The organism is Actinoplanes oryzae (assembly GCF_030757795.1).
Lineage (GTDB): Bacteria > Actinomycetota > Actinomycetes > Mycobacteriales > Micromonosporaceae > Actinoplanes.
Genome location: NZ_JAUQWH010000018.1, coordinates 1 through 25,740, shown reverse-complemented (window position 1 = coordinate 25,740; position 25,740 = coordinate 1). Strand labels below are relative to the sequence as shown.

At 73.6% G+C, this 25,740-nt stretch carries 29 protein-coding genes and 1 riboswitch; of the genes, 12 read left to right on the top strand and 17 right to left on the bottom strand.

The window, feature by feature from the left end; genetic code table 11:
• Positions 1-7 precede the first annotated feature (7 nt).
• Positions 8-1,618 carry a methyl-accepting chemotaxis protein gene (locus RBH18_RS09145; RefSeq protein ID WP_306205723.1) on the top strand — a complete coding sequence of 537 codons (1,611 nt, stop codon included), beginning with the start codon at positions 8-10 and terminating at the stop codon, positions 1,616-1,618.
• Here the strand turns inward: RBH18_RS09145 and RBH18_RS09140 are convergent.
• Positions 1,599-1,892, bottom strand: a complete 294-nt coding sequence (locus RBH18_RS09140) for a hypothetical protein (RefSeq protein WP_306205721.1) — start codon at positions 1,890-1,892, stop codon at positions 1,599-1,601. The two genes, RBH18_RS09145 and RBH18_RS09140, sit on opposite strands and share 20 nt — an antisense overlap.
• A gap of 102 nt (positions 1,893-1,994) precedes the next feature.
• Between RBH18_RS09140 and RBH18_RS09135 the strand changes: the two genes are divergently transcribed.
• Both RBH18_RS09135 and RBH18_RS09130 read left to right on the top strand, forming a co-directional pair.
• Positions 1,995-2,414 carry a hypothetical protein gene (locus RBH18_RS09135; RefSeq protein ID WP_306205720.1) on the top strand — a complete coding sequence of 140 codons (420 nt, stop codon included), beginning with the start codon at positions 1,995-1,997 and terminating at the stop codon, positions 2,412-2,414.
• Between the two features lie 84 nt (positions 2,415-2,498).
• Positions 2,499-3,437 (top strand): S66 peptidase family protein, encoded by a 939-nt coding sequence (locus RBH18_RS09130; protein WP_306205809.1) that lies wholly within the window; start codon positions 2,499-2,501, stop codon positions 3,435-3,437.
• Here RBH18_RS09130 and RBH18_RS09125 read toward each other — a convergent pair.
• The 3 genes from RBH18_RS09125 to RBH18_RS09115 form a co-directional block, all read right to left on the bottom strand.
• On the bottom strand, positions 3,434-4,468 hold the full coding sequence (locus RBH18_RS09125) for a hypothetical protein (RefSeq protein WP_306205718.1): 1,035 nt from the start codon (positions 4,466-4,468) through the stop codon (positions 3,434-3,436). The two genes, RBH18_RS09130 and RBH18_RS09125, sit on opposite strands and share 4 nt — an antisense overlap.
• 75 nt (positions 4,469-4,543) lie before the next feature.
• Positions 4,544-5,611 carry an alkene reductase gene (locus RBH18_RS09120; protein WP_306205716.1) on the bottom strand — a complete coding sequence of 356 codons (1,068 nt, stop codon included), beginning with the start codon at positions 5,609-5,611 and terminating at the stop codon, positions 4,544-4,546.
• A 71-nt stretch (positions 5,612-5,682) separates the two neighbouring features.
• Positions 5,683-6,426, bottom strand: coding sequence for an SDR family NAD(P)-dependent oxidoreductase (locus RBH18_RS09115; RefSeq protein ID WP_306205714.1), 744 nt, complete (start codon positions 6,424-6,426; stop codon positions 5,683-5,685).
• An 81-nt stretch (positions 6,427-6,507) separates the two neighbouring features.
• On the opposite strand from RBH18_RS09115, the gene RBH18_RS09110 reads away from it, so the two are divergent.
• Positions 6,508-7,107 carry a TetR/AcrR family transcriptional regulator gene (locus RBH18_RS09110; RefSeq protein WP_306205712.1) on the top strand — a complete coding sequence of 200 codons (600 nt, stop codon included), beginning with the start codon at positions 6,508-6,510 and terminating at the stop codon, positions 7,105-7,107.
• Here the strand turns inward: RBH18_RS09110 and RBH18_RS09105 are convergent.
• The 3 genes from RBH18_RS09105 to RBH18_RS09095 are packed head-to-tail and all read right to left on the bottom strand — an operon-like array spanning position 7,080 to position 10,188.
• A complete protein-coding gene (locus RBH18_RS09105) occupies positions 7,080-7,925 on the bottom strand; it encodes an alpha/beta fold hydrolase (RefSeq protein WP_306205710.1) in 846 nt (281 codons plus the stop codon). The genes RBH18_RS09110 and RBH18_RS09105 overlap by 28 nt on opposite strands.
• Positions 7,926-7,933: 8 nt before the next feature.
• Entirely contained in the window at positions 7,934-8,761 is an 828-nt protein-coding gene (locus tag RBH18_RS09100) for an SDR family NAD(P)-dependent oxidoreductase (protein ID WP_306205807.1), read from the bottom strand.
• 5 nt (positions 8,762-8,766) lie between these two features.
• Positions 8,767-10,188, bottom strand: a complete 1,422-nt coding sequence (locus RBH18_RS09095) for a flavin-containing monooxygenase (protein ID WP_306205708.1) — start codon at positions 10,186-10,188, stop codon at positions 8,767-8,769.
• A gap of 69 nt (positions 10,189-10,257) precedes the next feature.
• Here RBH18_RS09095 and RBH18_RS09090 point away from each other — a divergent pair, with 69 nt between their 5' ends.
• Positions 10,258-11,262, top strand: a complete 1,005-nt coding sequence (locus RBH18_RS09090; protein ID WP_306205706.1) for an AraC family transcriptional regulator — start codon at positions 10,258-10,260, stop codon at positions 11,260-11,262.
• Here the strand turns inward: RBH18_RS09090 and RBH18_RS09085 are convergent.
• Positions 11,216-11,488: a DUF4873 domain-containing protein gene (locus RBH18_RS09085; protein WP_306205704.1), complete on the bottom strand. Its 273-nt coding sequence runs from the start codon at positions 11,486-11,488 to the stop codon at positions 11,216-11,218. The genes RBH18_RS09090 and RBH18_RS09085 overlap by 47 nt on opposite strands.
• Positions 11,485-12,114: a TetR/AcrR family transcriptional regulator gene (locus RBH18_RS09080; protein ID WP_306205702.1), complete on the bottom strand. Its 630-nt coding sequence runs from the start codon at positions 12,112-12,114 to the stop codon at positions 11,485-11,487. Before RBH18_RS09080 ends, RBH18_RS09085 begins: the two co-directional genes overlap by 4 nt.
• Positions 12,115-12,167: 53 nt before the next feature.
• Here RBH18_RS09080 and RBH18_RS09075 point away from each other — a divergent pair, with 53 nt between their 5' ends.
• The 3 genes from RBH18_RS09075 to RBH18_RS09065 all read left to right on the top strand — a co-directional run bounded on the left by RBH18_RS09075 (position 12,168) and on the right by RBH18_RS09065 (position 14,502).
• Complete coding sequence (locus RBH18_RS09075) at positions 12,168-13,037, top strand: AurF N-oxygenase family protein (protein WP_306205700.1); 870 nt, start codon at positions 12,168-12,170, stop codon at positions 13,035-13,037.
• Between the two features lie 91 nt (positions 13,038-13,128).
• Positions 13,129-13,707, top strand: a complete 579-nt coding sequence (locus tag RBH18_RS09070) for a DUF6642 family protein (RefSeq protein WP_306205698.1) — start codon at positions 13,129-13,131, stop codon at positions 13,705-13,707.
• A 285-nt stretch (positions 13,708-13,992) separates the two neighbouring features.
• Positions 13,993-14,502 carry an excalibur calcium-binding domain-containing protein gene (locus tag RBH18_RS09065; protein ID WP_306205696.1) on the top strand — a complete coding sequence of 170 codons (510 nt, stop codon included), beginning with the start codon at positions 13,993-13,995 and terminating at the stop codon, positions 14,500-14,502.
• 151 nt (positions 14,503-14,653) lie between these two features.
• Here the strand turns inward: RBH18_RS09065 and RBH18_RS09060 are convergent, their stop codons facing one another.
• The 3 genes from RBH18_RS09060 to RBH18_RS09050 all read right to left on the bottom strand — a co-directional run bounded on the left by RBH18_RS09060 (position 14,654) and on the right by RBH18_RS09050 (position 17,748).
• On the bottom strand, positions 14,654-15,595 hold the full coding sequence (locus RBH18_RS09060; RefSeq protein ID WP_306205694.1) for a ricin-type beta-trefoil lectin domain protein: 942 nt from the start codon (positions 15,593-15,595) through the stop codon (positions 14,654-14,656).
• A gap of 72 nt (positions 15,596-15,667) precedes the next feature.
• A complete protein-coding gene (locus RBH18_RS09055) occupies positions 15,668-16,177 on the bottom strand; it encodes a hypothetical protein (protein ID WP_306205692.1) in 510 nt (169 codons plus the stop codon).
• Positions 16,174-17,748 carry a serine/threonine-protein kinase gene (locus RBH18_RS09050; RefSeq protein WP_306205690.1) on the bottom strand — a complete coding sequence of 525 codons (1,575 nt, stop codon included), beginning with the start codon at positions 17,746-17,748 and terminating at the stop codon, positions 16,174-16,176. Before RBH18_RS09050 ends, RBH18_RS09055 begins: the two co-directional genes overlap by 4 nt.
• A gap of 32 nt (positions 17,749-17,780) precedes the next feature.
• Between RBH18_RS09050 and RBH18_RS09045 the strand changes: the two genes are divergently transcribed.
• The 4 genes from RBH18_RS09045 to RBH18_RS09030 all read left to right on the top strand — a co-directional run bounded on the left by RBH18_RS09045 (position 17,781) and on the right by RBH18_RS09030 (position 21,192).
• Positions 17,781-18,548: a GNAT family N-acetyltransferase gene (locus RBH18_RS09045; protein WP_306205688.1), complete on the top strand. Its 768-nt coding sequence runs from the start codon at positions 17,781-17,783 to the stop codon at positions 18,546-18,548.
• Complete coding sequence (menC, locus tag RBH18_RS09040) at positions 18,545-19,651, top strand: o-succinylbenzoate synthase (RefSeq protein ID WP_306205685.1); 1,107 nt, start codon at positions 18,545-18,547, stop codon at positions 19,649-19,651. The genes RBH18_RS09045 and menC overlap by 4 nt, the downstream gene beginning before the upstream one ends.
• 40 nt (positions 19,652-19,691) lie before the next feature.
• A complete protein-coding gene (locus RBH18_RS09035; RefSeq protein ID WP_306205683.1) occupies positions 19,692-19,988 on the top strand; it encodes a DUF2064 domain-containing protein in 297 nt (98 codons plus the stop codon).
• A 365-nt stretch (positions 19,989-20,353) separates the two neighbouring features.
• Positions 20,354-20,510, top strand: a riboswitch (cyclic di-AMP (ydaO/yuaA leader).
• A gap of 1 nt (position 20,511) precedes the next feature.
• Positions 20,512-21,192, top strand: a complete 681-nt coding sequence (locus tag RBH18_RS09030; RefSeq protein ID WP_306205681.1) for a LysM peptidoglycan-binding domain-containing protein — start codon at positions 20,512-20,514, stop codon at positions 21,190-21,192.
• A 7-nt stretch (positions 21,193-21,199) separates the two neighbouring features.
• Here the strand turns inward: RBH18_RS09030 and RBH18_RS09025 are convergent, their stop codons facing one another.
• From RBH18_RS09025 to RBH18_RS09005, 5 genes are all read right to left on the bottom strand, one after another.
• The gene (locus tag RBH18_RS09025) at positions 21,200-22,384 is read right to left on the bottom strand and encodes an RNA polymerase sigma factor (RefSeq protein WP_306205679.1); all 1,185 of its coding nucleotides are present in this window, start codon (positions 22,382-22,384) and stop codon (positions 21,200-21,202) included.
• Positions 22,381-22,800 carry a YciI family protein gene (locus tag RBH18_RS09020; RefSeq protein WP_306205676.1) on the bottom strand — a complete coding sequence of 140 codons (420 nt, stop codon included), beginning with the start codon at positions 22,798-22,800 and terminating at the stop codon, positions 22,381-22,383. Before RBH18_RS09020 ends, RBH18_RS09025 begins: the two co-directional genes overlap by 4 nt.
• Positions 22,801-23,074: 274 nt before the next feature.
• The gene (locus tag RBH18_RS09015) at positions 23,075-23,848 is read right to left on the bottom strand and encodes a hypothetical protein (RefSeq protein WP_306205674.1); all 774 of its coding nucleotides are present in this window, start codon (positions 23,846-23,848) and stop codon (positions 23,075-23,077) included.
• Positions 23,849-23,895: 47 nt separating this feature from the next.
• Entirely contained in the window at positions 23,896-24,951 is a 1,056-nt protein-coding gene (locus tag RBH18_RS09010) for a lipopolysaccharide kinase InaA family protein (protein ID WP_306205673.1), read from the bottom strand.
• Positions 24,952-24,957: 6 nt separating this feature from the next.
• Complete coding sequence (locus RBH18_RS09005) at positions 24,958-25,581, bottom strand: vWA domain-containing protein (protein ID WP_306205671.1); 624 nt, start codon at positions 25,579-25,581, stop codon at positions 24,958-24,960.
• Positions 25,582-25,740: the final 159 nt, after the last annotated feature.

The window sequence follows — 25,740 nt, the reverse complement described above, 5'->3', positions numbered from 1 at the left end:
TCCGGGTGTGTCGATCGAACCGGCCCGGTCCCGGCCCTCGCCGGCCGACCTTGGCGTGAACGCGAAAATCTTGATCACGGTCAGCACCGCGGTCGCCCTGGCGATCGTGGTCGGGATCGTCGGACTGCTCGCCCTGAGCAGGGTGAGCGATGCCGCCCAGCGCATCTACGCGAGCAACGTCGCCAGCGTGGGCGCGATCGGCGACATCCAGGCCGCCATGGCCAAGGCCCGGCTCGACCTGGCCAACCAGGCCATCTCGCAGGATCAGGCCACCAACACCAAGTACGAGAACGCCTTCACCGACGATCTCACCGCCGTGGACGCCGCCATCGCGGCCTACCGCAGCAGCAGCCCCGCGGGCGAGGCCTCGGTCATCGACGCCGTGCAGCAGGGCTGGCAGCAGTATCGGCAGATCGCGCTCGACAAGCAGATCCCGAGCGGCCGCGAGAACGACATGGCGGCCTGGCAGCAGACCCGGGACACCGAGATCGCGCCGCTGCTGCAGCAGGTCAGCGACAACGTCGCCAAGCTCCGCGAGGCGGAACGGGCGGACGCCGCCGCGTCGGCCGCGAGCGCCGAGTCCCGCTACACCTCCAGCCGCCTGCTCTCGATCGTGCTCCTGGTGGCCGGCGCGCTGATCGCCCTGGGCCTCGGGCTCGTGGTGGCCCGGTCGATCGTCGGGTCGCTGCGCCGGGTGAAGGACGTCTGCGACGGGCTCGCGACCGGGGATCTGACCCGCAGCAGCGGCATCACCACCCGGGACGAGCTCGGCCAGATGGGCCGCTCCCTGGACGCCGCCGTGGACCAGCTGCGCGCGACGGTGGGCGTCATCGGCGGCTCGGCGGAGACCCTGGCCCGCGCCTCGGAGGAGCTGTCGGCCGTCAGCGCGCAGCTGCAGACCGGCGCCGCCGACGTGGCGGAGAAGGCCACCGCGGCGACTACGGCCACCGAGGAGGTCAACGCGGGCGTGCAGGCGATCGCGGCCGGCGCCGAGCAGATGACCGCGTCGATCACCGAGATCGCCACGAACGCCTCCCAGGCCGCCGAGGTGGCCGGCTCGGGCATGAGCGTGGCGGAGCGCACCAACGGGCAGGTCGCCGAGCTGGGTTCGGCCAGCGCCGAGATCGGCGACGTGGTCAAGCTGATCACCAGCATCGCCGAGCAGACGAACCTGCTGGCCCTCAACGCCACGATCGAGGCGGCGCGCGCCGGCGAGCTGGGCAAGGGCTTCGCCGTCGTGGCCGGCGAGGTCAAGGAGCTGGCCCAGCAGACCTCCCAGGCCACCGAGCAGATCACCGCGCGGATCGCCGCCATCCAGGGCTCCAGCGGCTCGGCGGCCGCCGCGATCGGGGAGATCTTCCAGGTCATCCAGCAGATCGGCGACTACACGACCACGATCGCCTCGGCGGTCGAGGAGCAGACGGCGACCACCGGGGAGATGAGCCGCTCGGTCGCGGAGGCCGCCACGAGCAGCGGCGACGTCGCCCGTACCGTCTCCGGGGTCGCCGAGGTCGCCACGGCCACCTCCGACGGCGCCCGGGCCACCCAGCGCGCCGCCGCCGACCTGACCCGGCTGGCAAGCGAGCTCACCGACGTGGTCAGCGGCTTCCGGCGCTGACCATCTCCCGGACGGCGCTCAGCCGGGTGTGGCACACCAGCCGGATCGTCTGGGCCCGCGCGCACTGCGCCGTCACGCCGCCGGTGGCGGTCATCGTGGCCAGCAGCGTCTCGAGCGAGGCCACGTCGGTCTCGGTGCCGGTGAGGCCGCTGGCGTCGAGCAGCCGCTGCCACGGGGCGGTCTCGCCGTGCCCGGAGACGGCGGCCAGGGCGGCGCGGGTGTCGTCGATGGTGGGGCGGGACAGGCCGTAGACGTCGGAGTCGTTGTGCGGCATGGGGGGCTCCTCGCGGGTCGTCGTTCGTTGCCCCCCTACTGTCGGCCGCCCGCCTCAGGCCCCCCGCAACCCGTCCTCAAGCCCGCCGCAAGAATGGGCGCCATGGCGACGTTCCTGCTCACCTGGAACCCCGGCGGCCGGGGCATGTCCGAGTCCGGCCTGGTGCCGGGCCTGCGCGGCCGGTGGGGCGTGGGCATCCGCCGGACCGGGATCGCGCCCGGCGACCGGGCCTTCCTCCTGCGCCAGCACCGGCAGCGGGGGCTCGTGGCCGCCGGCCGCTTCACCGGCGGGATCTACGCGGACGAGCACTGGGACGGCTCGGGCCGGGTGACCACCTACGCCGACGTCGCGTTCGACGAGGTCGTGGCCGTGGCGGACCGGCTGCCCGTGGAGCTGCTGCGGGCCGAGGTGCCCGGCGTCGCGTGGAACCACCTGCAGGGATCCGGGGTCCAGGTCCGCCCGCCGCACGACCGGGATCTCGAGGACCTGTGGCGGGACCATCTCTCCGCAGTGGACAGATAGCTCCCGACCGGGGAGCCTGTTTGAGTGACTCTCACACGACGTACGGTGATCGGGGCGGCCGCGGCCGGGGGCGCGGTGGCGGCGCTGGGCGAGCCGGCCGACGCTGCCGGGCGGCGGGCGGTGCGGCCGCCGGTCCTGCGGCCGGGGGACCGGGTGCGGATCGTCGCGCCCGCCGGGATCCCAGACCCCGCGCGTCTGGCCCGGGGCGTGCAGATCCTGCAGGGCTTCGGGCTGGTCGTGGAGCTGGGCGAGCACGTCCACGACCGGTACGGCTACCTCGCGGGCACCGACGAGGCACGCCTGGCCGACCTCAACGCCGCGTTCCGGGACCGGGGCGTGCGCGGGGTGTTCGCGGCCCGGGGCGGCTACGGGACGCAGCGGATCATCGACGGGCTGGACCTGCCGGCCGTACGCTCCGATCCCAAGGTCTTCGTGGGTTTCAGCGATCTCACGGTGCTGATCGGGCGGCTGTGGCACGCGGCGCGGCTGATCAGCTTCTACGGGCCGATGATGGCGTGGACCGACACGCGGACCGGCCCGGTGGAGATCGAGTCGCTGCGGTCGGCGGTGATGACCACGGAGCCGGTCGTGCTCACGCGGGACCCGGCGGAGCCGAGCTCGGCCGTGGCGGTGCCCGGGCGGGCGACGGGCACGCTGCTGGGCGGCAACCTCACCATGCTGCAGGCGTCGCTGGACACGCCCGACCTCCCCGGCCTGCGCGGGGCGATCCTGCTGTTCGAGGACACCGACGAGGCGCCGTACAGCTACGACCGCATGCTCACCCACCTGCGCCGCGCCGGGGTGCTGCGGCACGTCGCGGGCATCGCGATCGGCCAGTTCACCAACGCGCCGGTCACGGCCGGGCAGTGGACGGCGGCGCAGGCGGTGCAGGACCGGGTCGGCGACCTGGGCGTCCCGGTGCTCGGCGGCCTGCGGGTCGGTCACGGCGTGGGGCAGCTGACGGTTCCCCTGGGTACGCGAGCCACGATCGACGTGGCCGCCGGCACGCTGACCTGCCGCTAGCGTGCCGCCGGCTTGACGCTGCCGAGCCACCTGGCCGCCTCGTCCGCCGGCAGCGGGGTGACCTCCAGCGTGGGCACCATCGCGGGGTAGAGGCGGCCCGCGTTCCACGACCGCTCGTAGGGCTCGGCATCCAGCACGACCACGCGCACCCCGTCGAGGTGCGGGATGTCGGCCGGCTTGCCCTCGTTCCAGATCCACCCGCCGTACGCGTCGGCGAGGTTGAAACTGCCCCGGATCCCGCCGGCCGGCTCGGGGTCGCCGTCCCGGGCCGCCGCGACCTCCGCCGCCGTGGGCCGGCGCCCGGGCAGGGTGCCGATCAGCGCGTCCGCCAGCAGGGTGTGCAGCTGAAAGTTGTCGCCGATCCCGCCGATCGTGGCCCGCCAGCCCCGCCCGGTGCCGGCGAAGCCCCGGTCCAGCACGATCAGCGGCTCGTCGTCCAGCACGTCGAGCAGCCCGCCCAGCCACGCCGCCGCCCCGAACGTGTCGGCCAGGGGCTCGATCGCCGCCGCGAGCCGGTCCCGCTGCGGCAGGGCCGCCCGCACGTCCGAGCGCTGCGCCAGGTACAGAACGGGCTGGACCCAGTCGTCGGTCGAGTACCACGCCTGGACGAAGAGCTCGGCGCGCTCCGGCCCGATCCCGCGCGCGGCCGCCAGCTCGCCGGCGCGCTGCAGCACCTCGGTGACGTGCTCCTGCTCCTGCGGGTCCGGCGGCTCCCCGAACTCCGCCCGGTACATCTCCGCGAACGCCGCCGCCGTCTCCATCGCCTCGGCCGCGCGGTCGGCGAGGACGGGCAGCAGGGCGGTGGGCTCGGCGCTGCGCTCGGCGAGGCTGCCGGCGAGCAGGGCCACCTCGCTGCCGAACGCGAAGGCCAGCCGGCGCAACGGCTGCTCCAGCCGCGCGAGCGCGTCGCGCACCTCCTCGGGGCCGGCCGTCCCGCCCGCCGCGGCGGCCCCGCCCAGCGCGGCACTGAACGCGTCCGCGTCCGTCGCGGACAGAAGATCATCGATGCGTGCGGCCAGTGCGGAGCTCATCGCGGGAGTGTAGCGGCCCACCACAGTGGACTCTCCCGTGGCGGTGCCCGGGTGCTGCCCCGCCGCGCGGGCGGGTCAGTACTGGTGGGTGGGCCAGGTGATGTATCCCTGGTCGCCCCCGGCGTAGTAGGTACCGGGGTCGGCCTCGCGCAGGGGCAGCCCGGTGCGGAAGCGCTCGACCAGGTCGGGGTTGGCCAGGTAGGCGCGTCCGAAGGAGACGAGGTCGGCGCCGCGGGCGAGCCAGTGCTCACCGTCGGTGCGGCCGGCCGGCCGGCCCACGATGCCGGCCGAGGGGTTCACGATGTAGGTGCCCGGCCATTGCTTGCGGAGCAGGTCGAAGAGGGCGTCGTCGCCGTTCGTCAGCGTGTGTACGTAGGCGAGGCCGAGCGGGGCGAGGGCGCGGTAGAGCTCGGAGTAGAGCGTGGCCGGGTCGTCCTCCGTCACGTGCCAGATCGTGCCGCCCGGGTAGAGGCGCAGGCCGACCCGCTCGGCGCCGATCGCGTCGGCGGCCGCCTCGGCCACCTCGGCCACGAAGCGCACCCGCCCGGCGGTCGAGGCGCCGTACTCGTCGGTGCGCAGGTTCACGTTGGAGGAGAGGAACTGCTGGATGAGGTAGCCGTTCGCCCCGTGCAGCTCCACGCCGTCGAAGCCGGCGTCGACGGCACGGCGGGCGGCGGCGGCGTAGACCTCGACCTCGGCCCGGACCTCGCGGGTGCTCAGGGCGCGCGGCTCGGGGGCGGGCCGCGGCCCCGACGGCGTGAACACCTCGTCCGGCAGCCGGACCGCCGAGGGCGCCACGGGGGCGAGCCCGGTGGTCTCGTGGTGGCCCACCCGCCCGCCGTGCATGAGCTGCGCGAAGATCCGCCCGCCGTTGGCGTGCACCGCCGCGGTGACCGGGCGCCACGCCGCGACGGCCGCCTCGGTGTGCAGGCCGGGACTGTGCGGGTTGGACTGGCCCTGCCGGCTGGGCTGGGCGCCCTCGGTGACGATCAGGCCGGCGGTGGCCCGCTGGGCGTAGTAGGTGGCGGTGCTCGGGCCCGCCAGGCCGTCCGCGGTGGCGCGTACGCGGGTCATCGGGGCCATGACCACGCGGTTGGGCAGGTGCAGCGGGCCGAGCCGGTAGGGCTCGAGGAGGGGTGTCATGCGGACGACGGTAAGACCTGACACTGACGTCAGGGGCAAGGGCCGGGCGGTGCTTTCTGTGACGCGGGTGCTCAGCCCGGCAGGAGGCTGCGCTCGCCGCCGTGGACGGCGACGACGGTGCCGTTCACATAGCTGCTGCCGTCGCCGACCAGGAAGAGCACCACGGCCGCGATCTCCGCCGGGTCGCCGATCCGGCCACGCGCGGTCACCTGGTCCATCGCGTCGCCGGCCGCCGCCAGCATCGGCTCGGTGCCCCGCGTGCGCACCGGGCCGGAGGAGACGCCGTTGACCCGCAGCCCCGCGCCGCCGAACTCGGTGGCCCAGTAGCGGGTCAGGGTCTCGAGGGCGGCCTTGGAGGCGCCGTAGGCGGCGCCCACCGGGGCGACCGAGGTGGCGGCGGTCGAGCTGATGTTGACGATCGCGCCGCGGCCGCGCGCGGCCATGCCGGGGGCGAGGGCCGCGACCAGCTGGAAGGGCGCGCGGGTGTTGATGGCCAGGTGCCGGTCGAAGGCGGTCGCGGTGGTGGCCGGGGTGGTGGAGAACTCGTAGATCCCGGCGTTGTTCACCAGGATGTCGATCTCGCCGGCGTCCTTCGCGAGGCGTTCGACGTCGGCGGCGTCCGCGAGGTCGGCGGCGGCGAAGCGCGCCCGGCCGCCGCGCGCGGTGATCGCCGCCACCAGCTCCGCGCCGCGGTCCGCGTCGCGACCGTGCGCCACGACCTCGGCGCCGGCGTCGGCCAGCCGCTCCGCCACGGCCCGGCCGATGCCCGCCGTCGCGCCGGTCACCAGGGCGGTTCTTCCGGTCAGCTCGTTCATGTCGTCCTCTTTTCTGGGTTGGCCAACCCATTTCTAGCGCCCATGTTTGGGTTGCGCAACCCATTTCGCTAGGCTGGGGTCGTGGCACTGACGCGGAAGGGGCTGGCGACCCGGGAGCGCATCCTCGAGGCGGCGACCGAGGTCATCGCCCAGCGCGGCGTGGCCGGCACCAGCACCGAGGACGTGCGCAAGGCGGCCGGCATCAGTGGCTCGCAGCTCTATCACTACTTCGACAGCAAGCAGGCGCTGATCCGGGCGGTCATCACCCGCCAGGCCGAGGCGCCCCTGGTGCCCGGGCAGCCGATCATGGGCGCGCTGGACAGCCTGGACGCGCTGCAGGCCTGGGCCGACGCCGCGGTCGAGCACCAGGAGCGCACCGGCGGCCGCGGCGAGTGCACGCTGGCCTCGCTGGCGGGCGAGCTGGTGAGCGCCGACGAGCAGGCCCGCGAGGACCTCTCGCACGGCTTCCTGCGCTGGCGCTCCCTGCTGCACGACGGCCTGCGGGCGATGCGCGACCGCGGCGACCTGCGCCCGGAGGCCGACCTGGACGAGCTGGCGCTGGCCCTGCTCACGGCCCTGCAGGGCGGCACGCTGCTCAGCCAGACCCTGCGCACGGCCGAGCCGATGCGCGCGTCGCTGAACGCCGCACTGGCCTACGTGCGGTCGCGCGCCACGGGGTGAGCGGTCAGGAAGTCCGAGGCCAGCTCGGCGAACTCGTCGGCGCGCTCGATCTGCGGCATGTGGCCGGTCGCCGGGAAGAGGTGCCACCGCGCGTCCGGAAAGGCGGTGCGGGCCGCGGCGAGGTGTGCGGACGGCAGGATGAGGTCGCGCTCGCCCCAGACGAGCAGCGTCGGGCGCGGGTGGGCGGCCACCGCGGCGAGCAGGTCGCGGCGCCAGGCCGGGCGGACCCCGCGTACGGTGCCCAGCTCCTTGGCCGTCTCCAGGAAGACCGACACGAAGTCCGCCCGCCCGAACGCCCGCACGGCGAAGGCGACCCGCTCGGGCGTCGCGTGGGAGCGGTCGTGGAAGAGGCTGCGCTCGACGCGCCGGGCCGCGCGCTCGTCGAAGCGGCGCAGCAGCCGCCTGCCGAGCAGCGGGACGGCCAGGGCGCGCAGGTTGACGATCACCTCCTTGCCGAAGCCGGCGCTCGCGACCAGGGTGAGCGTGGCGACCCGGCCGGGGGCGTCGCAGAGCAGGCGCATGGCGACCGCGCCGCCGAGGGAGTTGCCCATCACGTGCAGGGGGCGGTGCTCGCCGAGGGCGTCCAGGGTGGCGAGCACGCCGTCGGCGAGGGAGGGCAGGCCGGCCCGTCCGGGCAGGCGGTCGGACAGCCCGTAGCCGGGGAGGTCCACCGCGATCGTGCGCCAGGACGAGGACAGCCGCTCCTGCACGGGAGCCCAGTCCTCGAGGCTGCGCGCGATGCCGTGCAGGAGCAGGACCGGCGGGTTCGCCGCGTCGCCCTCGTCGCGCACGCGCAGGGCGGCGCCGCGTACCGTCACGGTCCTGATCATCTCGACCGGGCCCGGGTGAGCCGCGCGACCAGGCTCATGTGCGAGGCGGGGAAGAGGCGGGCGAAGGCGTCGGGCACCTTGGCGCTGGTGGCGACGAGCAGCCGGGCCTGGCGCCGGCGCACCGCGCGCAGGATGTCCTCGGCCGCCTTCTCCGCGGGATAGCTGAGCAGGGCCGCGAAGAGCTTGCGGTGCTTCTCGACGTCGTCGCGCGGCACGCCGGCGCCGATCTGGGCGCTCTGCGCGATCCGGGTCCGCACGCCGCCCGGATGCACCGTCGTGACCCCGATGCCGTTCTCCCGCAGCTCCCAGCGCAGCGACTCGCTGAGCCCGCGCAGGGCGAACTTGCTGGCCGCGTACGCCGCCTGGCCGGGCGGCGCGACCAGCCCGAACAGGCTCGACACGTTGACCAGGTGGCCGCCCGCGGGCAGCCTGCCGAGCAGGTGGTGGGTCAGCAGCAGCGGCGCGGTGAAGTTGACCGCCATGACGTGCTCGAACTGCCCGAGGCTGACCTGGTCGAAGCGGCCGCCCAGGGCGACGCCGGCGTTGTTGACGAGCAGGCCGATCTCCGGATGCTGCTCCCGGACCTGGGCGGCCGCGGCGAGGACCTCGGCGCGCTCGGCGAGATCGGCGACGAGCACGTCGACCGTACGGCCGGGATGCTCCTTCTGCACCGCGGCGGCGACGTCGCCGAGCCGGCCGGCGTCACGGTCGATCAGGACCAGGTCGCTGCCCCGGCGGGCGAGCCCGTGCGCGAGCTGTTCGCCGATGCCGCTCGCCGCGCCGGTGACGACGGCCGTGCGCCCGGCGAATCGGTACGGTCCCAGCTTGCTCATGCGGCCCCCTCGAAGTGCATGTCCCGCGTCACGTCGGCCCGGCCGAAGCGCAGCAGGTCGGTCAGATAGTTCTGCCGGACGGACCACGGGTCGCGGTCGCCCTGGCTCGGGAAGCGGTCCAGGGCCCGCTGCACGTACCCGGAGGTCAGCCCGAGCAGCGGCAGCCGGGCGCCGGTCCAGGCGGCGGGCTCGGCGCTGGTGTGGCCGTGCTTGGCCATGTACGCGAGCAGCCGGCACACGTACCGGTGGGAAAGATCCGCCCGAAGCGTCCACGACGCGTTGGTGTAGCCGATGCAGTACGCGAAGTTCGGCACCCCGCTGAGCATCAGCCCCCGGTACGACACCGTGTCGCCGGGCTTGATCTCCCGGCCGTCCACGCTCAGCCGGACGCCGCCGATCGCCTGCAGTTCGAGGCCGGTGGCGCTGACCACCACGTCGGCCCGGAGCACCCGGCCGTCGGTGAGGCGGATGCCCTCAGGCACGAACCGGTCGATGTGCGCGGTCACCACGTCGGCGTCCCCGCGGCGGACGGCCTTGAACAGGTCGCCGCGCGGGACGACGCAGAGCCGCTGGTCCCAGGGGTCGTAGGCGGGGGTGAAGTGCTCGTCGACGTACGCGGGATCCGGGAAGTAGTGCGCCGGGAACCGCCGCAGGAAGCGTCTGACGCGCTCCGGCCGGCGCCGCGCCGCCTGGTAGAACGCCTGCGTGACCAGCAGGTTCTTGGCGCGCACCAGGCGGTGACGGAGGGCGGGGGGCAGGCGGGTCAGGCGCGCGGCGAGCGGGTCGCGGTCCGGCAGGACCGTCATGTACGTGGGGGAGCGCTGCAGCATCGTCACGTGCGCCGCCGCCGGGGCGAGCGCGGGCACCAGCGTCACGGCGGTCGCCCCGCTGCCGATCACCACGACGCGCTTGCCGGTCGTGTCCAGGTCCGCCGGCCAGAACTGCGGGTGCACCAGCTCGCCGCGGAAGTCGGCGACGCCGGCGAACTCGGGCTGGTAGCCGCGGGAGTAGTCGTAGTAGCCCGCGCAGGCGTACAGGAAATTGCAGGTGAAGGTGCCCTTGCCGGTGTGGACCGTCCAGTGTGGCGCCGACCAGCTCGCCGACTCGACGCGCGTGCCGAAGCGGATGTGCGGCAGGATGCCCCCCTCGCGGGCGGTGTCCCGCAGGTACTCGAGGATCGCCGGCCCCGACGCCAGGGACTGGTCGCTGCTCCACGGCCGGAACGGGTAGCTGAGCGTGAACATGTCCGAGTCGGAGCGCACCCCGGGGTAGCGGAAGAGGTCCCACGTGCCGCCGAGCGTCTCGCGGGACTCCAGGATGGCGTACGTGGTGCCGGGGCGCAGCTGCTGCAGGCGCCACGCCGCCCCGATGCCGGACAGCCCCGCGCCGATGATGAGCACGTCGAAGTGGTCGGCCATACCGACAGTGTTCGCCATGTGACGGCTGGGGACTTGCCTTGACGCGACAAGAATTTACCCTGGTGCGACATGGAGGCCATGGTGCGTGCCGCGGGGCTGCGCGGGTTGCCGGCGCTGCTGACCGGCGACGGCCTGCTGGAGCGGTTCGGGGTGTCGGCCGGGGACCTCGACTCCGACGACGCCCTCATCCCGGCGCAGACGGCCGCGCTGATCCTGGAGACCGCCGCCGCCGAGCAGGACTGTCCCGATCTGGGGCTCCGGCTGGCCGGGACGCAGAACGCCTCCGTGCTGGGCCCGCTCGCGCTGGCCATCGAGAACGCCGCGACCTTCGGCGAGGCCCTGGAGATCAGCCGGCGGTTCCTCTTCGTGCACAGCCCGGCGCTCACCGTCGGGCAGGTGCCGGACCCGGCCGGGCGCCCCGGCGTCGCCGGGCTGCGCTACGCGGGCACGGCCGCCCAGCCCCTGCCGCCCCAGTCCGTCGATCTGGGGCTGGGGCTGCTGCACCGGATCACCACGCTGCTGCACGGCGGGCCGTACGGGCTGCGGTCGGTGCATCTGACGCACGACGCGCTGGCGCCCGTGGCGGCGTACACCGGGTTCTTCGCCGCCGAGGTCCGCTTCGCCCAGCCGGACGCCCTGCTGCGGGTGCCCGCCGGGCTGCGCTCCATGCCCGTGCCCGGCGGCAGTGAGGTCCTGCGCGACCTCGCGGTCGACTACCTGGCCGGGCACTTCCCGGAGCCGCAGCGCAGCACCGCCGACCGGGCCCGGGTGCTGCTCACCCAGGCTCTGGGGACCGCGCCCGTTTCCGTCGCCGCGGTGGCGCGCCGGCTGGGGATGCATCCGCGGACGCTGCAGCGGCGGCTCGCCGCGGAGGGGACGACGTTCGAGCGGCTGCTGGACGTGGTGCGGCGGGCGGCCGCCCATCGGCTGATCACCGCGACGGATCTCCCGTTCACGCAGGTCACGGCTATGGTCGGCCTGGCCGAGCAGAGCGCTCTGAGCCGGGCCGCGCGACGGTGGTTCGGGGTCAGTCCGCGGGAGCTGCGGGCCAGGGCGGACGGCCGGTCCCGCTGATCCTGACCCGGCCCCACGGATCGGGCTCGCCCAGTTTGACGGTCCGGGAGTTCTGTCCGATGGTGATGGTGGCGCTCTGTCCCCTTCTCAGGCTTTCGGTCAGGCCGTCGTGGGGGCCGGCGCGGCCCGCCCAGCGGTAACGCCCCTCGACCGGCTCGAAGCGGGCCGACAGGCGCACCTCGACGGTGATGCCGTCGATCGTGGCGGGACCCTGGTAATCCGTCATGATTCCTCCGTCGGTGCCACGCCGGCGACCCCGCTCCACAGGAAGGTCGCCAGGTACTCGGTCAGGGCCGCCCGGCTGATCGGCTGGCGCTGCCGCAGCCACCAGTCACCTACCGTCTGGACGAACCCGACGATGCCGTACGCCCAGGGCAGCGCCGCCCCGGAGTCGAGCCCCAGCGCCCGCAGCCGGTCGCCGACGATCCGGGCGAGCGCGCCGGCGACCGTGTCGATCGCGTCGCCGACCACGTCGTTCCCGTTCTGCTTGGCGACGAACCGGTACAGGTGCGGATCCGCCTCGATGAACGCCAGGTACGCGTCCACCGCCGCCGTCACCACCTCGCGCTCCTCGCGCACGGCGGCCACCGCCGGGGCGATCGCCTCGACCAGTGCGGCCGCGGCCCGGCGCGCCACCGCCTCCCACAGGCCCGACTTGTCGGTGAAGTAGCGGTAGAGCACCGGCTTGCTGACCCCGGCGTGCGCGGCGAGGGCGTCGATGCCCGGCTCGGGGCCGAGGTCGCGGACGGCGGCGACGACGGCGTCGACCAGCTCCTCGCGCCGCTGCTCCCGATGGCCGGTCCAGCGCTGGCTGCGACCGTCCTCCTTGACCGTGTCCCCGCCGGAGTTCATAGTACGAGAAGTACCTGTTACTTCCGGTAACGTCAACGTTCTCGGAGGCCCGCGTGACTTCGCTGTCCGACCGGCTGCTCGTCTCGTCCGCCCAGCACACGTACGACCCCGACGTCGAGATCGACTGGGACGCCGCGCTTTCCCCCACTCATTGGTATGTCCCCGAGCGGCGCTCGTCGCTGTGGGGCACGCCGCTGTGGGAGACCCTGTCGGCCGAGCAGCGGCGGACGCTGACCCGGCACGAGGTGGCCAGCATCGCCGGCCTCGGCGTCTGGTTCGAGACGATCCTCATGCAGCTGCTCGTCCGCGAGTACTACAAGCAGGACCCGACCGACCCCCGCGCCCAGTACGCGCTGACCGAGATCGCCGACGAGTGCCGCCACTCGGTGATGTTCGGCCGGATGATCGCGAAGCTCGGCTGCCCGGTCTACCGGCCCGGGCCCTTCGACCTGGGCCTCGGCAAGTTCATCGCGGCCACGGCCACCGGCCCCCGCATGTACGCGGCCATCCTCATCGCCGAGGAGATCCTCGACGCCCTCCAGCGCGAGGCGGCCGCCGACGAGACCGTCCAGCCCCTGGTCCGGATGGTCTCGCGCATCCACGTGATCGAGGAGGCCCGGCACGTCCGGTACGCCCGCGACGAGCTCGCCTCGGCGGTGCGCGCGGCGGGGCGGCAGCGGCTCGCGTACGACCGGATGATCATCGCCCGGGCGGCGTACCTGACCGGCCGGCGCCTGGTGTCCCCTTCCGTGTACAAGGCTGTGGGGTTGGACCCGCGCCTGGGTGCGCGCGTGGCCTGGGCGAACCCGCACTATCGAGCCACCCTGCGCTGGGCCGGGGAGAAGGTCGTCGCCTTCCTGCGCGACCTCGACCTGATCGCCGGCCCCGGCCTGGCCCTGTGGCGGCGCTCCGGCCTGCTGTGACCTTCGTCCCCCCGCGCTGCTCCGGGCGGCGGCCCGCCGGGTGAGCTAGCGTCGACGTCGCGTCGAAGATCGGTCGTACGGGGGTGGGGTCTTGCGGAAGCCGGGGGGAGTCTTCTGTGTCGAGGGCCAGTGGGAGGAGGACCTGATCGAGCGCACCTCGGTCCTGCCCACCCTGGAGCTGCTCGAGCGGCTGGGCAGCATCCGCTTCATCCACCGCGACACGGCCACCGTCGAGGAGCTGCACTACTACCTGGACACCTGGCTCTCCCGGAAGTACCAGGACTACAAGGTCGGCTTCTTCGCCCTGCACGGCCAGCCCACCCAGCTCTGCCTCACCGAGAAGAACACGGTCGAGCTCGACGAGATCGCCGCCTGGATGTCGGGCCGCTGCGCCGGCCGCACCCTCTACTTCGGCAGCTGCTCGATCCTGCGCGCCTCCGACCGCATCCTCAAGGAGTTCCTCCACGAGACCAAGGCCGCCATGCTCTGCGGCTTCACCAAGGCCGTCGACTGGGTCGAGTCCGCCGCCTTCGAAACCGTCGTCCTCAACGCCCTGGTCAACGGCGGCCGCATCGACAGCGTCGAGCGCCTGGTCCGCTCCTCCCGCTGGACCGCCCTCGCCGACCACCTCGGCTTCCGCGTCGTCTACGCCAACGGCCGCACCGCCTGACGCCGCGAAACCCTTGCCTCTGACGTCAGCGTCAGGTCTTACCATCGCCGGCATGACGCCCCTCCTCGACCGCTTCCGCACCGGGCTGCCCCCGCGCCCCGGCACCTGCTACACCGCCGGCGACCAGGGATACCTCACCTGACCCACCCACCAGTACCGGGCATTCTCCGGGAACGATGGCCCATTCGGCTGTCACGGTGACGTGATCACGCACGGCACACTGCTGCCCATGTCGCAGAAGTCAGCCGGTGATCCGTCCATCGTGCTCGTTCCGGCGGGGCAGCGATGCGCCTGACCATGCCGTGGGAGGGCGCGCTGGCCCGCCGCAGAGCGGAACAGGCTCGCCGCAAGGCGGAGGAGGAGCGACTCAGGCGCAGGAATCTGACAATTCTCGGCGGTGCCGGGGTGGTTCTCGCGGTCGTCATCACGATCGGTGCCCTCACCGAGGACGACCGGAGCGGCCGGCCGGGTAGCGACCGAGCCGCAGCCGATGTGCCGTCGCCCGCACCGGTGCGGGGACGGCCGGCGGGAGCGGTCGTGGCCACCGGATCACCGGCACCGAAACCGGCGACCACGAAGCCCGCTACCAGGAAGCCGGCGACGAAGAAGCCGGCCACCAAGGATCCGGTCGCCGGCAGGCCGGCGCCGGCAGCGACCACGGCCGGCGCGTCGGATCCGCGGTTCAGCACCTGCGCCAAGGCGAACGCCGCCGGCTACGGCCCGTACCGCCGTGGCGCCGACATCGAATACGGCTGGTACCGCGACCGCGACAAGGACGGCGTGGTCTGCGAGTAGGGCGGCCCGCGAAGACCGGCCGGCACCTCCGGCAGGTGGCCGCAGCCGGGCGCCCGGGACCAACGCCGTTGGACCAGCCCGTAGTCGCATCGTCCGCCGGTGCAAGGCTCCCGCGCTGCCGGCTGCCGATTTCCGACAGCCGGGTACGTCGTCAGGGGAGGGCCCAGCCCTGGTTGGCGGCGCCGGTGCAGGGTTCGACGCGGGAGGTCTTGCCGGTGCCGCCGCCGTCGGTGAGGCAGCCGCCGGTGGCCAGGTTGACCAGGGTGCCGGCGGCGCCCGCGCGCCACTGGGAGGTGGCCGCGTCGCCGCAGGTGGTGGATTTGACCTCGCCGGAGCTGGTGGCCTCGGCGCAGTGGCCGGCGACGCGGAGGGTGCCGTCGGTGGCGAAGGTGAACGACTGGTAGCTGATGTTCGAGCAGCCGTTCGTCACGATCGGGGTGCCGTCGACGCCCAGCAGGCCGCCCAGCGCCAGGCAGCGGCCCGACGACGCGGCCTTGACCTTGCCGGTGACCGCGGTGCCCGGCGCCGGGCTCAGCGTCGAGGCGGGGGTGGTCGGGTCGGCGGCGGGTGCGGAGGTGGCCCCGGGCGGGGCTGCCGGGGCTCCGGGGGCGGCCGGCGCCTGGGAGGCCGGGGCGCCGCTGGGGCCCGTGCTGGTGCCGGCGCTGCCGGAGGGGCCGGGGCCGCGGCTGACCCGCGCGGAGCCGGCGACGCCCGGGTCCGGGGCGGCCGACTGACGGGCCGGGCCGGCCGAGCCGCCGCCCAGGTCGGCCGTGGCGGACGCCAGCGGGAAGGTGGGCTGCACGGTCGCCGGCTCGTCGTCGTCACCGCCCGTGACGAGGACCGTGCCGAGGATGCCCGCGGCGAGCACGGTCACGCCGGCGAGGACGAGCAGGCGCTGGCGGCCGAAGGAGGTGGGCCGGGCGGCGGGCGCGGGCGGGGGCTGGACGGGCAGCTCGCCGGTCGGCTGCTCGACGGGCGCCCGCTCCGGCCATTTCTCGCCCAGGCGCGGCGGCACGGCGGGGGAGACGGGCGCGATGTACGGCCGGACCAGCACCGGCTCCGCCGGTTCGTCGAAGTCCCGCTTGTCCGTCATCGTGCGCTCCCGCCTCGGCCGAGCCAGTTTCTCCGGTACGGCACCATACGCGCATCGATCAAGAAAAGATCATCACGGGGTGTACACTTCGGCGATTCTCGTCGCCGTACCGTCCACGACGGTCAGCTGGGCCAGCATCTCGCCGCTGTCCTCGGCGAGCGCGGCGAACTTGGCGGGCGTCAGCTCACACGTGCCGACGATCAGGGTGTCGTCGCCGAAACACTCAGGGTCACCACCATGGATGGTGAGGAGCTCGGCGTCCCCGGCGACCGGGAGGGTCACCCGGGTGTTGCTGTCCTCGGTGTTCCAGTCGCGTTCGCAGCGGGGGTCGCTCGACGGCAGGTGGAACGCCTCGCAGAAGTCGGGGCCCAGCAGGAAGATGGTCGGCTCCGCGACGGCCGAGCGGGCCTTCGCGTCGAACGAGATGAGCTTGACCACCGACGTGCTGTCCCCGCGCGACACGTCCGCGAAGGTCGGGACCGCCGGGGCGGGGGACGGGGACGCGGTCGCGGACGACGGCGCGGGCGCGCTCGAACACGCCGCCAGCGCGCCGGCGGCGGCGAGGGCGAGGAGGATTCTCATACTGACAGGATCTCCACATCGGCGAAGCGGACCTTGCCCGGCTCGGTCTCGGACTCGCTGTCCACGCCGAGCGTGACCCGTCCGGAGGTCAGCCCGGTGGCCATCGGGGGCGCCTGGAAGAGGGGCTTGTCGCCGATCAGGACGGTGGCGACCGTGCCGCGCAGCTCCAGGCGTACGCGGGTGGCGGCGCCCCGGGCGAAGGCCGAGGTGGCCACCGTGGTCAGCGTGCTCGCCGAGCCGTCGTCGGAGAAGTCCAGCTGCAGCTTGTCGCGGCACACCGACAGCAGGTAGCCGGTCTCGCGGATCCAGCGGTAGCGCAGCGTGGCGCAGCTGCCCGGGTTCAGGACGGCGACGTCGGCGGCGATCGTCTGGTCGCCCTCGAAGGTGTCGTCCGGCCCCGGGCACTCGTCGGCGGAGAACGCGTCGACGGTCATCGTCAGGCCGTCGTCGCCGAACACGCAGGACAGGCCGTCGCGGCGCGCCTGCTTCCACTGGCCGGGCCGGGTGAGCGGGTCCACCACGGACAGGCCGCGCACCTGCCGGCTGGCGGGCGCGGCCACGGTCAGCACGTCGGCGCCGTCCCCGCCGCCCGCGTTGGCGTAGTGCAGGCCCAGGCCGGTGCCGATCAGCGCGGCCACGGCGGTGGCGGCGGCCGCTGCGGCGACGAGCAGGCCGCGGCGCCTCGGGCGACCCGATTTCTGTACGGCCTCCGCGGCGCGCCGCAGCTCGGGCTGCCGTACGAAGGTCTCCTCCTCGGCGCCCGACGACAGCAGCAGGTCGAGCAGCTCGTGGGCGGTGGGGCGCTCGCGCGGATCCTTGGCGAGCGTGCGCGCCACGATCCCGCGCAACGGGTCGGGCAGCCCGGACAGCTCCGGCGGCTGGGTGAGGATCTTGGCGGCCGTCACCGCGGGGGAGTCGCCGGCGAAGGGCGTGCGGCCGGTTCCCGCGTACGTGACCACGGCGCCCCACGCGAACACGTCGGCGGCCGGGCCGGTGAGGGTGCTGTCGTTCTCGAAGCGCTCCGGCGCCATGTACGCGACCGTGCCGACCATCTGATCGGTCCTGGTGTGCACGCTGGTGACCTCGACCGCGCGGGCGATGCCGAAGTCGATGACCTTCGGGCTGCCCAGGGAGAACAGCACGTTGCCGGGCTTGAGGTCGCGGTGGATGACCCCGGCGCCGTGGATGGCGGCGATCGCGGTGGCCACCCCGACGGCGACGCTGTGCAGGGCGCCGCCGCTCAGCGGGCCCTGCTCGGAGACGACCTGGGTGAGGTTCGGGCCGTCCACGTACTCGACGACCAGGTAGGGCGTCTCGTGCTCGGGGTCGGCGTCGAGCACCTCGGCGGTGCAGAAGGGCGGCACCTGCCGGGCGCGGTTGACCTCGCTGCGGAACCGGCCGCGGAACTCGGGGTCGGCGGCGTACTCGGCGCGGATGACCTTGACGGCGGCGTACCGGCCGGCGGGGTCGCGCCCCAGGAAGACGGCGCCCATGCCGCCCTCGCCGAGACGCCCCACCAGCTCGTATCCGCCGAGGCGGCGGGGATCGGTGGCCAGCAATGGACGACTCACGCCGACGCACTTTACGTGGTTAGAGTGTCGGCATGGAGCCCGGCATCGAGGTGCGTGTGGTGTCGCAGCCCGGCGAGCTGGCGGCGCTCGACGCGCTGCTCGGCGGCATCTGGAGCCCCGGCCGGCCGATGGTCGGCGGGGAGATGCTGCGCGCGCTCGCCAAGGCCGGCAACTACGTGGCCGGCGCCTACGCGGGCGCCGAGCTGGTCGGCGGCTGTTTCGGGTTCTTCGGCCCGCCGGACGTCCGTGAGCTGCACAGCCACGTCGCCGGGGTGGTGCCCGGTGCGGCCGGCCGCGGCGTCGGCTACGCCCTCAAGCAGCACCAGCGCCGCTGGGCGCAGTCGCGCGGGGCGACCGCGATCACGTGGACCTTCGACCCGCTGGTGGCCCGCAACGCCTACTTCAACCTGGCCAAGCTCGGCGCGGTCCCGGTGGAGTACCTGCCCGACTTCTACGGCCCGATGGACGACACCCGCAACGGCAAGGACCCCTCCGACCGGCTGCTCGTGCGCTGGGAGGTCGCCGGCGGCGCGCCGCTGGAGAGCGATCTGACCGGCGGCACGGTGGTGCTCGACGAGAAGGGGCGCCGCGGTCCCGCGCACGGGGAGAAGCTGCTCGTCGCCGTGCCCCACGACATCGAGCGGCTGCGCACCGAGGACCCCGCCGCGGCGGCCCGCTGGCGTGGCGCCGTCCGCGAGGTGCTGACCGGTCTGCTGGCGTCCGGCGCCCGGTTCACCGGCTTCGACAAGGCCGGCTGGTACGTGCTCACCACCGACCGTGGCCCGGGAGGTCAGCTGTGAAGATCCGTGGAGTCGAGCTGCGGCGCGTCGCCATGCCGCTCGTCGCGCCGTTCCGCACCTCGTTCGGCACCGAGACGACCCGGGACGTGCTGCTCGTCCGGGTCGACACGGGCGACGCCGAGGGCTGGGGCGAGTGCGTGGCGATGGCCGAGCCGCTCTACTCCCCGGAGTACGCGGACGCGGCGGCCGACGTGCTGCGCCGCTTCCTCGTGCCGATGCTCGCCGCGGCACCGCACCTGGACGCCTCCCAGGTCGCCGAGGTCCTCGCCCCGGTCAAGGGCCACCGGATGGCCAAGGCCGCCCTGGAGACCGCCGTGCTCGACGCCGAGCTGCGGGCCGCCGGCCGGTCCTTCGCGCGGGAGCTGGGCGCGGTGCGCGACCGCGTCCCGTGCGGCGTGTCCGTCGGCATCATGGACTCGATCCCGCAGCTGCTCGACGCGGTCGACGGCTACCTGGCCGAGGGCTACGTGCGGATCAAGCTGAAGATCGAGCCGGGCTGGGACGTCGAGCCGGTCCGCGCGGTCCGCGAGCGCTTCGGCGACGACGTGCTGCTGCAGGTGGACGCCAACACCGCGTACACCCTCGCCGACGCCCGGCATCTCGCCCGCCTCGACCCCTTCGGCCTGCTGCTGATCGAGCAGCCGCTGGACGAGGAGGACGTGCTGGGCCACGCCACGCTCGCGCGGCAGATCACCACGCCGGTGTGCCTCGACGAGTCGATCACCTCCGCCCGGACCGCCGCCGCGGCGATCACCCTCGGCGCCTGCTCGGTGGTCAACATCAAGCCGGGCCGGGTGGGCGGCTATCTCGAGGCGCGGCGCATCCACGACCTGTGCGCGGCGCACGGGATCCCGGTCTGGTGCGGCGGGATGTTGGAGACCGGGCTGGGCCGGGCCGCGAACGTGGCGCTGGCCGCGCTGCCCGGCTTCACGCTGCCCGGCGACACGTCGGCGTCCGGGCGCTACTTCGCGACGGATCTCACCGAGCCGTTCGTGCTCCAGGAGGGCACTCTGGCCGTACCGGCGGGGCCTGGTCTGGGGGTGTCGCCCGTCCCCGCGGTGCTGGATGATGTGACGGTCGCCACAGAATGGATTTCCGCGTGAACGCGGGCAACCTTTCCGGCCCGTGTGGACACAGGAGGGCATGACCCGGTACTTCCGCTGCGCCGCGCCGGCGACCGTCGCTCGCCGCACCGACCACCTCATGATCACCATGGAGACCCCGGATCTGACCCCCCAGCTGCTCCGGGACGCCTACGACCTGCTGCGCAACTTCGACGTCGTCATCGGGGCGACGACCGACGGCGGCTGGTACGCCTTCGGGCTGCGCGAGCCGGCGCACGCGTCGGACCTGGACACCGGGGCGGACTCGACCGCGCTCACGCTGGCGGCGCTGCGGCTCGGGCTGCGGGTGGCGCTGCTGCCGACGCTACCGGCCTGATTCCGGGCGCTTTGCCCCGATCGGTGCCGCAGCGGAAGGGGTCTGTGGGCCGCGCCGGAGGGCGTTGCCGGGTGGCGGCCGGGTGGCGCGGCGCCGTCGGCGGTGTGGTGAGGAACCCGCCGGCGGCGCCCCGCGACCCGGCCGCTTCTGGTACACGCGCGTCCGCGCAGGTCCCCGCCGTGCGTTCCGGGTCGCCGAGCGCGGCGTTACGCCCCGTTTCGTGGTGATTCACGGGGCGATCTTCGAGATGTAAACAAGCTCACCTTCGGCCGCGAAAGTTTGCCCCGGGCCCTTCCGCGGTGGTTAACGTCGGCCGGTCCGCTGACGCGGGCCCCGCGGTCGGTAACGCCGAGTCCTTGCCGCCGACCGGGCCGGGACCTCAACCGATATGGCAAGGAGCGGGGGACCCACACGTTCCTCCGGCGCACCGGCGAGTGCGCCTCGGGGTGAAGCTGCCTTCGCGCAGCCGGGCTCCTCGCCCGAACCCGACAGCTGACCTCGCAGGCGTGGAGGTTTGTTTTCCATGGCAAAGCACCTTCGCAAGAGCTCGTCCCTGCGCGCCCTCGGCCTGATGGTGGCGGGAGCCGCCGGCGGCGCCGTCCTGCTCGGCTCCGGCGGGGCCGCGCAGGCCAAGTCCAGCGTCAACTGGGACGCCGTCGCGCAGTGCGAGTCCGGTGGCAACTGGTCCATCAACACGGGCAACGGCTACTACGGCGGCCTGCAGTTCAGCCGCAGCACCTGGAAGGCCTACGGCGGCGGCAAGTACGCGTCGACGGCCAACAAGGCCAGCCGCTCGGAGCAGATCCGCATCGCCGAGAAGGTCCTCGACGGCCAGGGCATCGGCGCCTGGCCGGTGTGCGGCAAGAAGGCCGGCTCGACGAAGTCGTACTCCGGCACGAACACGTCGGGTGCGAAGTCGTCGTCCTCGTCCTCCGCGAAGAAGTCGACCAAGTCGTCCTCCTCGTCGTCTGCGAAGAAGTCGACCAAGTCGTCCTCCTCGTCCTCTTCGAAGAAGTCGACCTCGCGCACCACGGTCAGCGCCAAGGCGACCGGCCGGACCTACGTGGTCAAGTCCGGCGACACGCTGGCGAAGATCGCCGCCGCGCAGCACGTCAAGGGCGGGTGGCGGGCGCTCTACAGCCTGAACACCGGCATCCTGAACGACCCGAACCTGATCTTCCCGGGTCAGCGCCTGGCGCTCTGACGCCGGCTCAGCGCAGTGCTGCTGCCTTGCGCAGCAGCACTGCGCGCTCCTTGTCGTTGCGGCACATGGCCGCCGCCCGTTCCAGCTCCGCCCGGGCCTCGGCGTCGCGGCCCAGCCGGCGGAACAGCTCGCCCCGCACGCTGGGCACGAGATAGCTCGTCAGGCGCGCGGCCACCCCGTCGACGATCGGCAGGGCTTGATCCGGACCGTGGGCCATGGCGACGGCCACGGCCCGGTTCAGTTCGACGATCGGCGAGGGCGCGACGCGGCCCAGCGCCTCGTAGAGCAGCACGATCCGCTCCCAGTCCGTCTCCGCCACGGAGGCGGCGCGGGCGTGGCAGGCGGCGATCGCGGCCTGCAGCCCGTACGGGCCGGTGGTGGACCTGGCCAGGGCAGCCAGCCCGCGCCGGATCGCGGCCCGGTCCCACAACCGCCGGTCCTGGTCCTCGAGCAGCACCGCCTCGCCGTCCGGCCCGGTCCGCGCCGGGAACCGCGCCGCGGTCAGCTCGCACAGCGCCAGCAGCCCCGACACCTCCGGCTCGTCCGGCACCAGCGCGGCGAGCACCCGGGTGAGCCGGATCGCCTCGGCCGCGAGATCCGTGCGCACGAGCCGGTCGCCCGCCGTCGCCGTCGACCCCTCGGTGAAGATGACGTAGAGCACGCTGAGCACCGCCCCGAGCCGCTCCTTGCGCTGCTCGGCGGGGGGCAGCTCGAAACGTACGCCCGCCGCGGCGATCGTCTTCTTCGCGCGCGTGATCCGGGCCTGCACGGTCGGCACCGGCACGAGGAAGGCGCGGGCGATCTCCTCGCTGGTGAGGCCGCCGACCGTACGCAGGGTCAGCGCGACCTTCGCCTCCGGCGCCAGCACCGGATGGCACGCGACGAACATGAGCGCGAGCAGGTCGTCGCCCCTGTCCCCGGCCGTCTCCCACTCCCGGGCCAGCAGGGCGTACTTGCGCTCCAGGGTCTCCCGGCGCCGGAACGCGTCGATCGCCCGGCGCCGCGCGGTCGCCAGCAGCCACCCGGCCGGGTTCGCCGGCGTGCCGTCCCGCTCCCACGCCACGAGCGCCTCGGCCAGCGCCTCCTGCGCCACGTCCTCCGCCAGCGCGAAGTCCCCGGTCCAGCGGGCGAGCGACGCGACGATGCGCGCCGACTCGATCCGCCAGACCGCCTCGAGGGCCTGGGCACTCACAGCTGGCCGGTGCGCTCGCGCCAGGCCCGCTCGATCGCCACCCACTCGTTGTCCTGCGGGAACTCGTCGATCCCGGGCACCCGCCGGATCTCCGTGCGCGACCCCGGGATCGCCGGCATCCTCTTCGCCCACTCCACCGCCTCGTCCCGCGACGCCACCTCGAGCAGGTAGAAGCCGCCGAACAGCTCCTTGGTCTCCCCGTACGGGCCGTCGGTCACCACCGGCGTCTCCCCGTCATAGGCCACGACCACGCCGTCGGCCGGATCCTCGAGCCCCTCCGCGGCGAGCAGCACGCCGGCCCGGATGAGCTCGTCGTTGAACCGCCCCACCCGGTCCAGCATCTCCTCGAACGGCGTCTCCATCATCGTCTTCAGCGACGCGTCGGTGTTCCGCATGATCAGCATGTACTTCGCCATGGTTCCGCTCCCTCGGTGCCGGGGGCCGTCCTCCGGCCCCTCACACTCTCAGGTCGAACGACCCCCGCGCCGGATCGACAACGCCGGGGAAGTTTTTCGCCTTGATCCTGGTGGGTGGCTTCGGCGGCGACGATTCATGGGGGAGGGCGTCATGCCCGATGCAGATCCCGCCCCCGCCCTCGCCGCCGAGCAGGCCTCCCTGGTCCGCGGCGCGCCGGCTCGGGCTGCCCGGCACGCTGCCGCACCCCGTCCCCGCCGCCCCTGACGCGCCCCCTCAACAGGAGCTCACGGAGTGAACGATCTCGTCCGCGACGCGGAGCACTCGTCCGTCCGCGTAGTACAGCGAGACGCCGTTGGCGCCACCGAGCCGGATCACGCAGCCCAGGAAGGGGCGGACCTCCGGGGCGACCACGCCTGGTTCGACCAGGCTCAGACGCGTGCGGGGTGCCTGCAACGCGGGCACCCCGGGCACGATCGGCAGGCTCACGGGCCGCCCGGCACGGATGTCGTCGGCCAGATGGGCGCCGAGCCGGTAGGGCGTCAGCAGCAACGCCACGACAGCGAATCCGATCAGGAAGCCGGCCAGGCCGCTGATGATCTGACCCAGCCGTGGCCGGGCCTCGATCAGCTCGGGCCGCAGGCCGAAGAGCACCGCGAAGGCGGTGACGAGGGCGACCGCGACCGCGGTGATGATCTCGCCGGGGGACACCGGGCTGCCCAGAGTGCCGCGGACAAGGAGCACCACGACCGCCACCGCCAGGCAGCCGCCCACCGTGACGGCGGCGAGCCTGGGACCGGCCAGCCTGGCCGGGCGGTCCGGGACAGCGGTGGCGAAGCGGGCGACCCCCCGGGCGACCAGGAAGATCCCCAGACTCGCCAGCCCGACGAGGAACGCGCGGATCGCCAGCCAGCCGAACGTCACGCCGGCGGACTCGGGGTCGACCCCGAACTCGCCGTAGAAGCGCGCGGTGAGGACCCACCCGAACGCGTACGAGAAGCCCGCGACACCGGTGACGACCTGGGTGGCGTCGGCCGCCCAGAGCGACAACTGACTCAGGGTGCCGGAGACGGCCGCGGCGCTGGGACTTTCCGGCGTCACAGCAGCCCCAGGACGAGAATCGCAGCGAGCGCCGCACCGAGCACGACGCCCACAGCCAGCGATATGCGCCGGGCCGCGTCGCTGCCCGGTCCCTCGTACTCGATCGGCGGAGGTGCCGCCGTGGTGACCTCGGGACGGTCCACGTCGGTTGCCGTATCCGGGCGAAGTGTGGCCGTTGCCACGGTGACCGCTTTCCGCCACTGCACGAGGGACGGCCGCGGAAGCCCAGGGCGGACGGAGTCAACGACCACCGCCGCGAGGGCCTCGGACATCCGATCGGCGGGGAAGCCCTCCCGGCCGTTGTCGGGCGGGCGCCAGTCCGGGTCGGCCAGCACCCGGGCGGTGAGCAGGCCGAGTCCATAGATCATGGAAGCGTGGTCGGGGCGCCGCACGTCACCGGCCAACACCCTCGGATCCGTCCAGTCGACGCTGGTCAGTAGCGGGTCGTCCGCCGTTCTCCCGAGTGGACGCAACGAATCGCAGTCGAGCAGCAACACCCCGGCGCCACCCTCCGTCCGCCACAGCACGTTCTGGGCCGCCAGATCCTCGTGCACCAGGTCGTGGCGATGCAGCCAGTCGAGAGCCTCGATCAGGTCACTGAGCATCTCCAGCTTCTGGCGGCGAGTGGCGGGCGAGATCCCGGCCCTGGCCGCCCGCGTCTCGAACAACAGGTCGTTCAGGTCCCGCACCCGGACCCGGTTGGTGACCAGCGCAGCCTCGAAAGCCGGCGGCACGCGGGGGACGAGCAGTCCGGTCACGTTGCCGTCCCTGCCGATCACCACGGATCTCGGCCAGGCGAAGTGGCGGCGCAAGAAGCTCAGCTCCGGGTCGCCGGCAGCCGATCCGATCGCGACGAGCTGAGCGAGGTGGGTCTCCGAGCGACTGACCGTCCCCGTGCCCGTGTACCTCTTGTACAGCAGGTCCAGCTGTCCGACGAGCTGGAACACCACTGCCGACCCGCCACGACGACCGCGGCCGTCCACCTGGAGCGACGACTCGAGGGTCCGCGCCGGCAGATGTGGCCACGGTATCGCCTGACGCTGCTCATCCATCGGGCGTCACGGGAAGTCCGGGTCGGCGGGCGGAGGATCGAAGACTCTGCTCTCCGGGCGCCTGACGACGACCGAGGTGGTCAGCTCGTGGGCGTACTCGTCCATGACGTCGAAGAGCCACTCGGACAGCCCCATGTCGTGGGCGTCCTGCCAGTGCAGGGCTCGCACGGGTCGCAGCTCACGCAGACCTTCGTCGTCGGGTGCGACGCCGATCGCCACCAGGATCAGCCGGGCCCGGGTCCGGTCCCGGTACTCCGCGTAGGAGTGGTACCAGCCGCTGTCGACCGGCACACCGTCGGTGATGAGGAAGACGAACGGCGAGCTGACGCGGTTGTCGGCGGCGAGCAGCACCCGGCGGTCCCGCTCGAGGACCCGGGCGAGCAACTGAAACAGCGGCCCGTAGCGAGCCACTCCCCGGGCTCGGATCCGCGGCAGCCTGCGTAACTCAGTGAGGTCGCTCAGTGGTACGACGACCTCTGCGGTCTCGTGGAATGCGACTATGCCGACCCGAACCCGCTCCCCGAGGAGCGGGTTCGACAACAGCTCGGTGCTGAGCCGGGCGATCGCCTGCTCAACCGCGGCGATCCGGTCCCCGGCCATCGACGACGAGATGTCGACTGCCAGATACATCGGAAGAACCTGTCCCACGGCCGGCCTCCTGGCGAGCGCGGTGTCCCGGGATGAGTGGCACGGTACAAGGGAACCCGCCCGCCGTCGAGCAATGTCGCTGAGGAGTGGACGGATCGGAGCGGTGCGAGCCGGACGGACTTGCGCAGGGGCCGCTCAGCC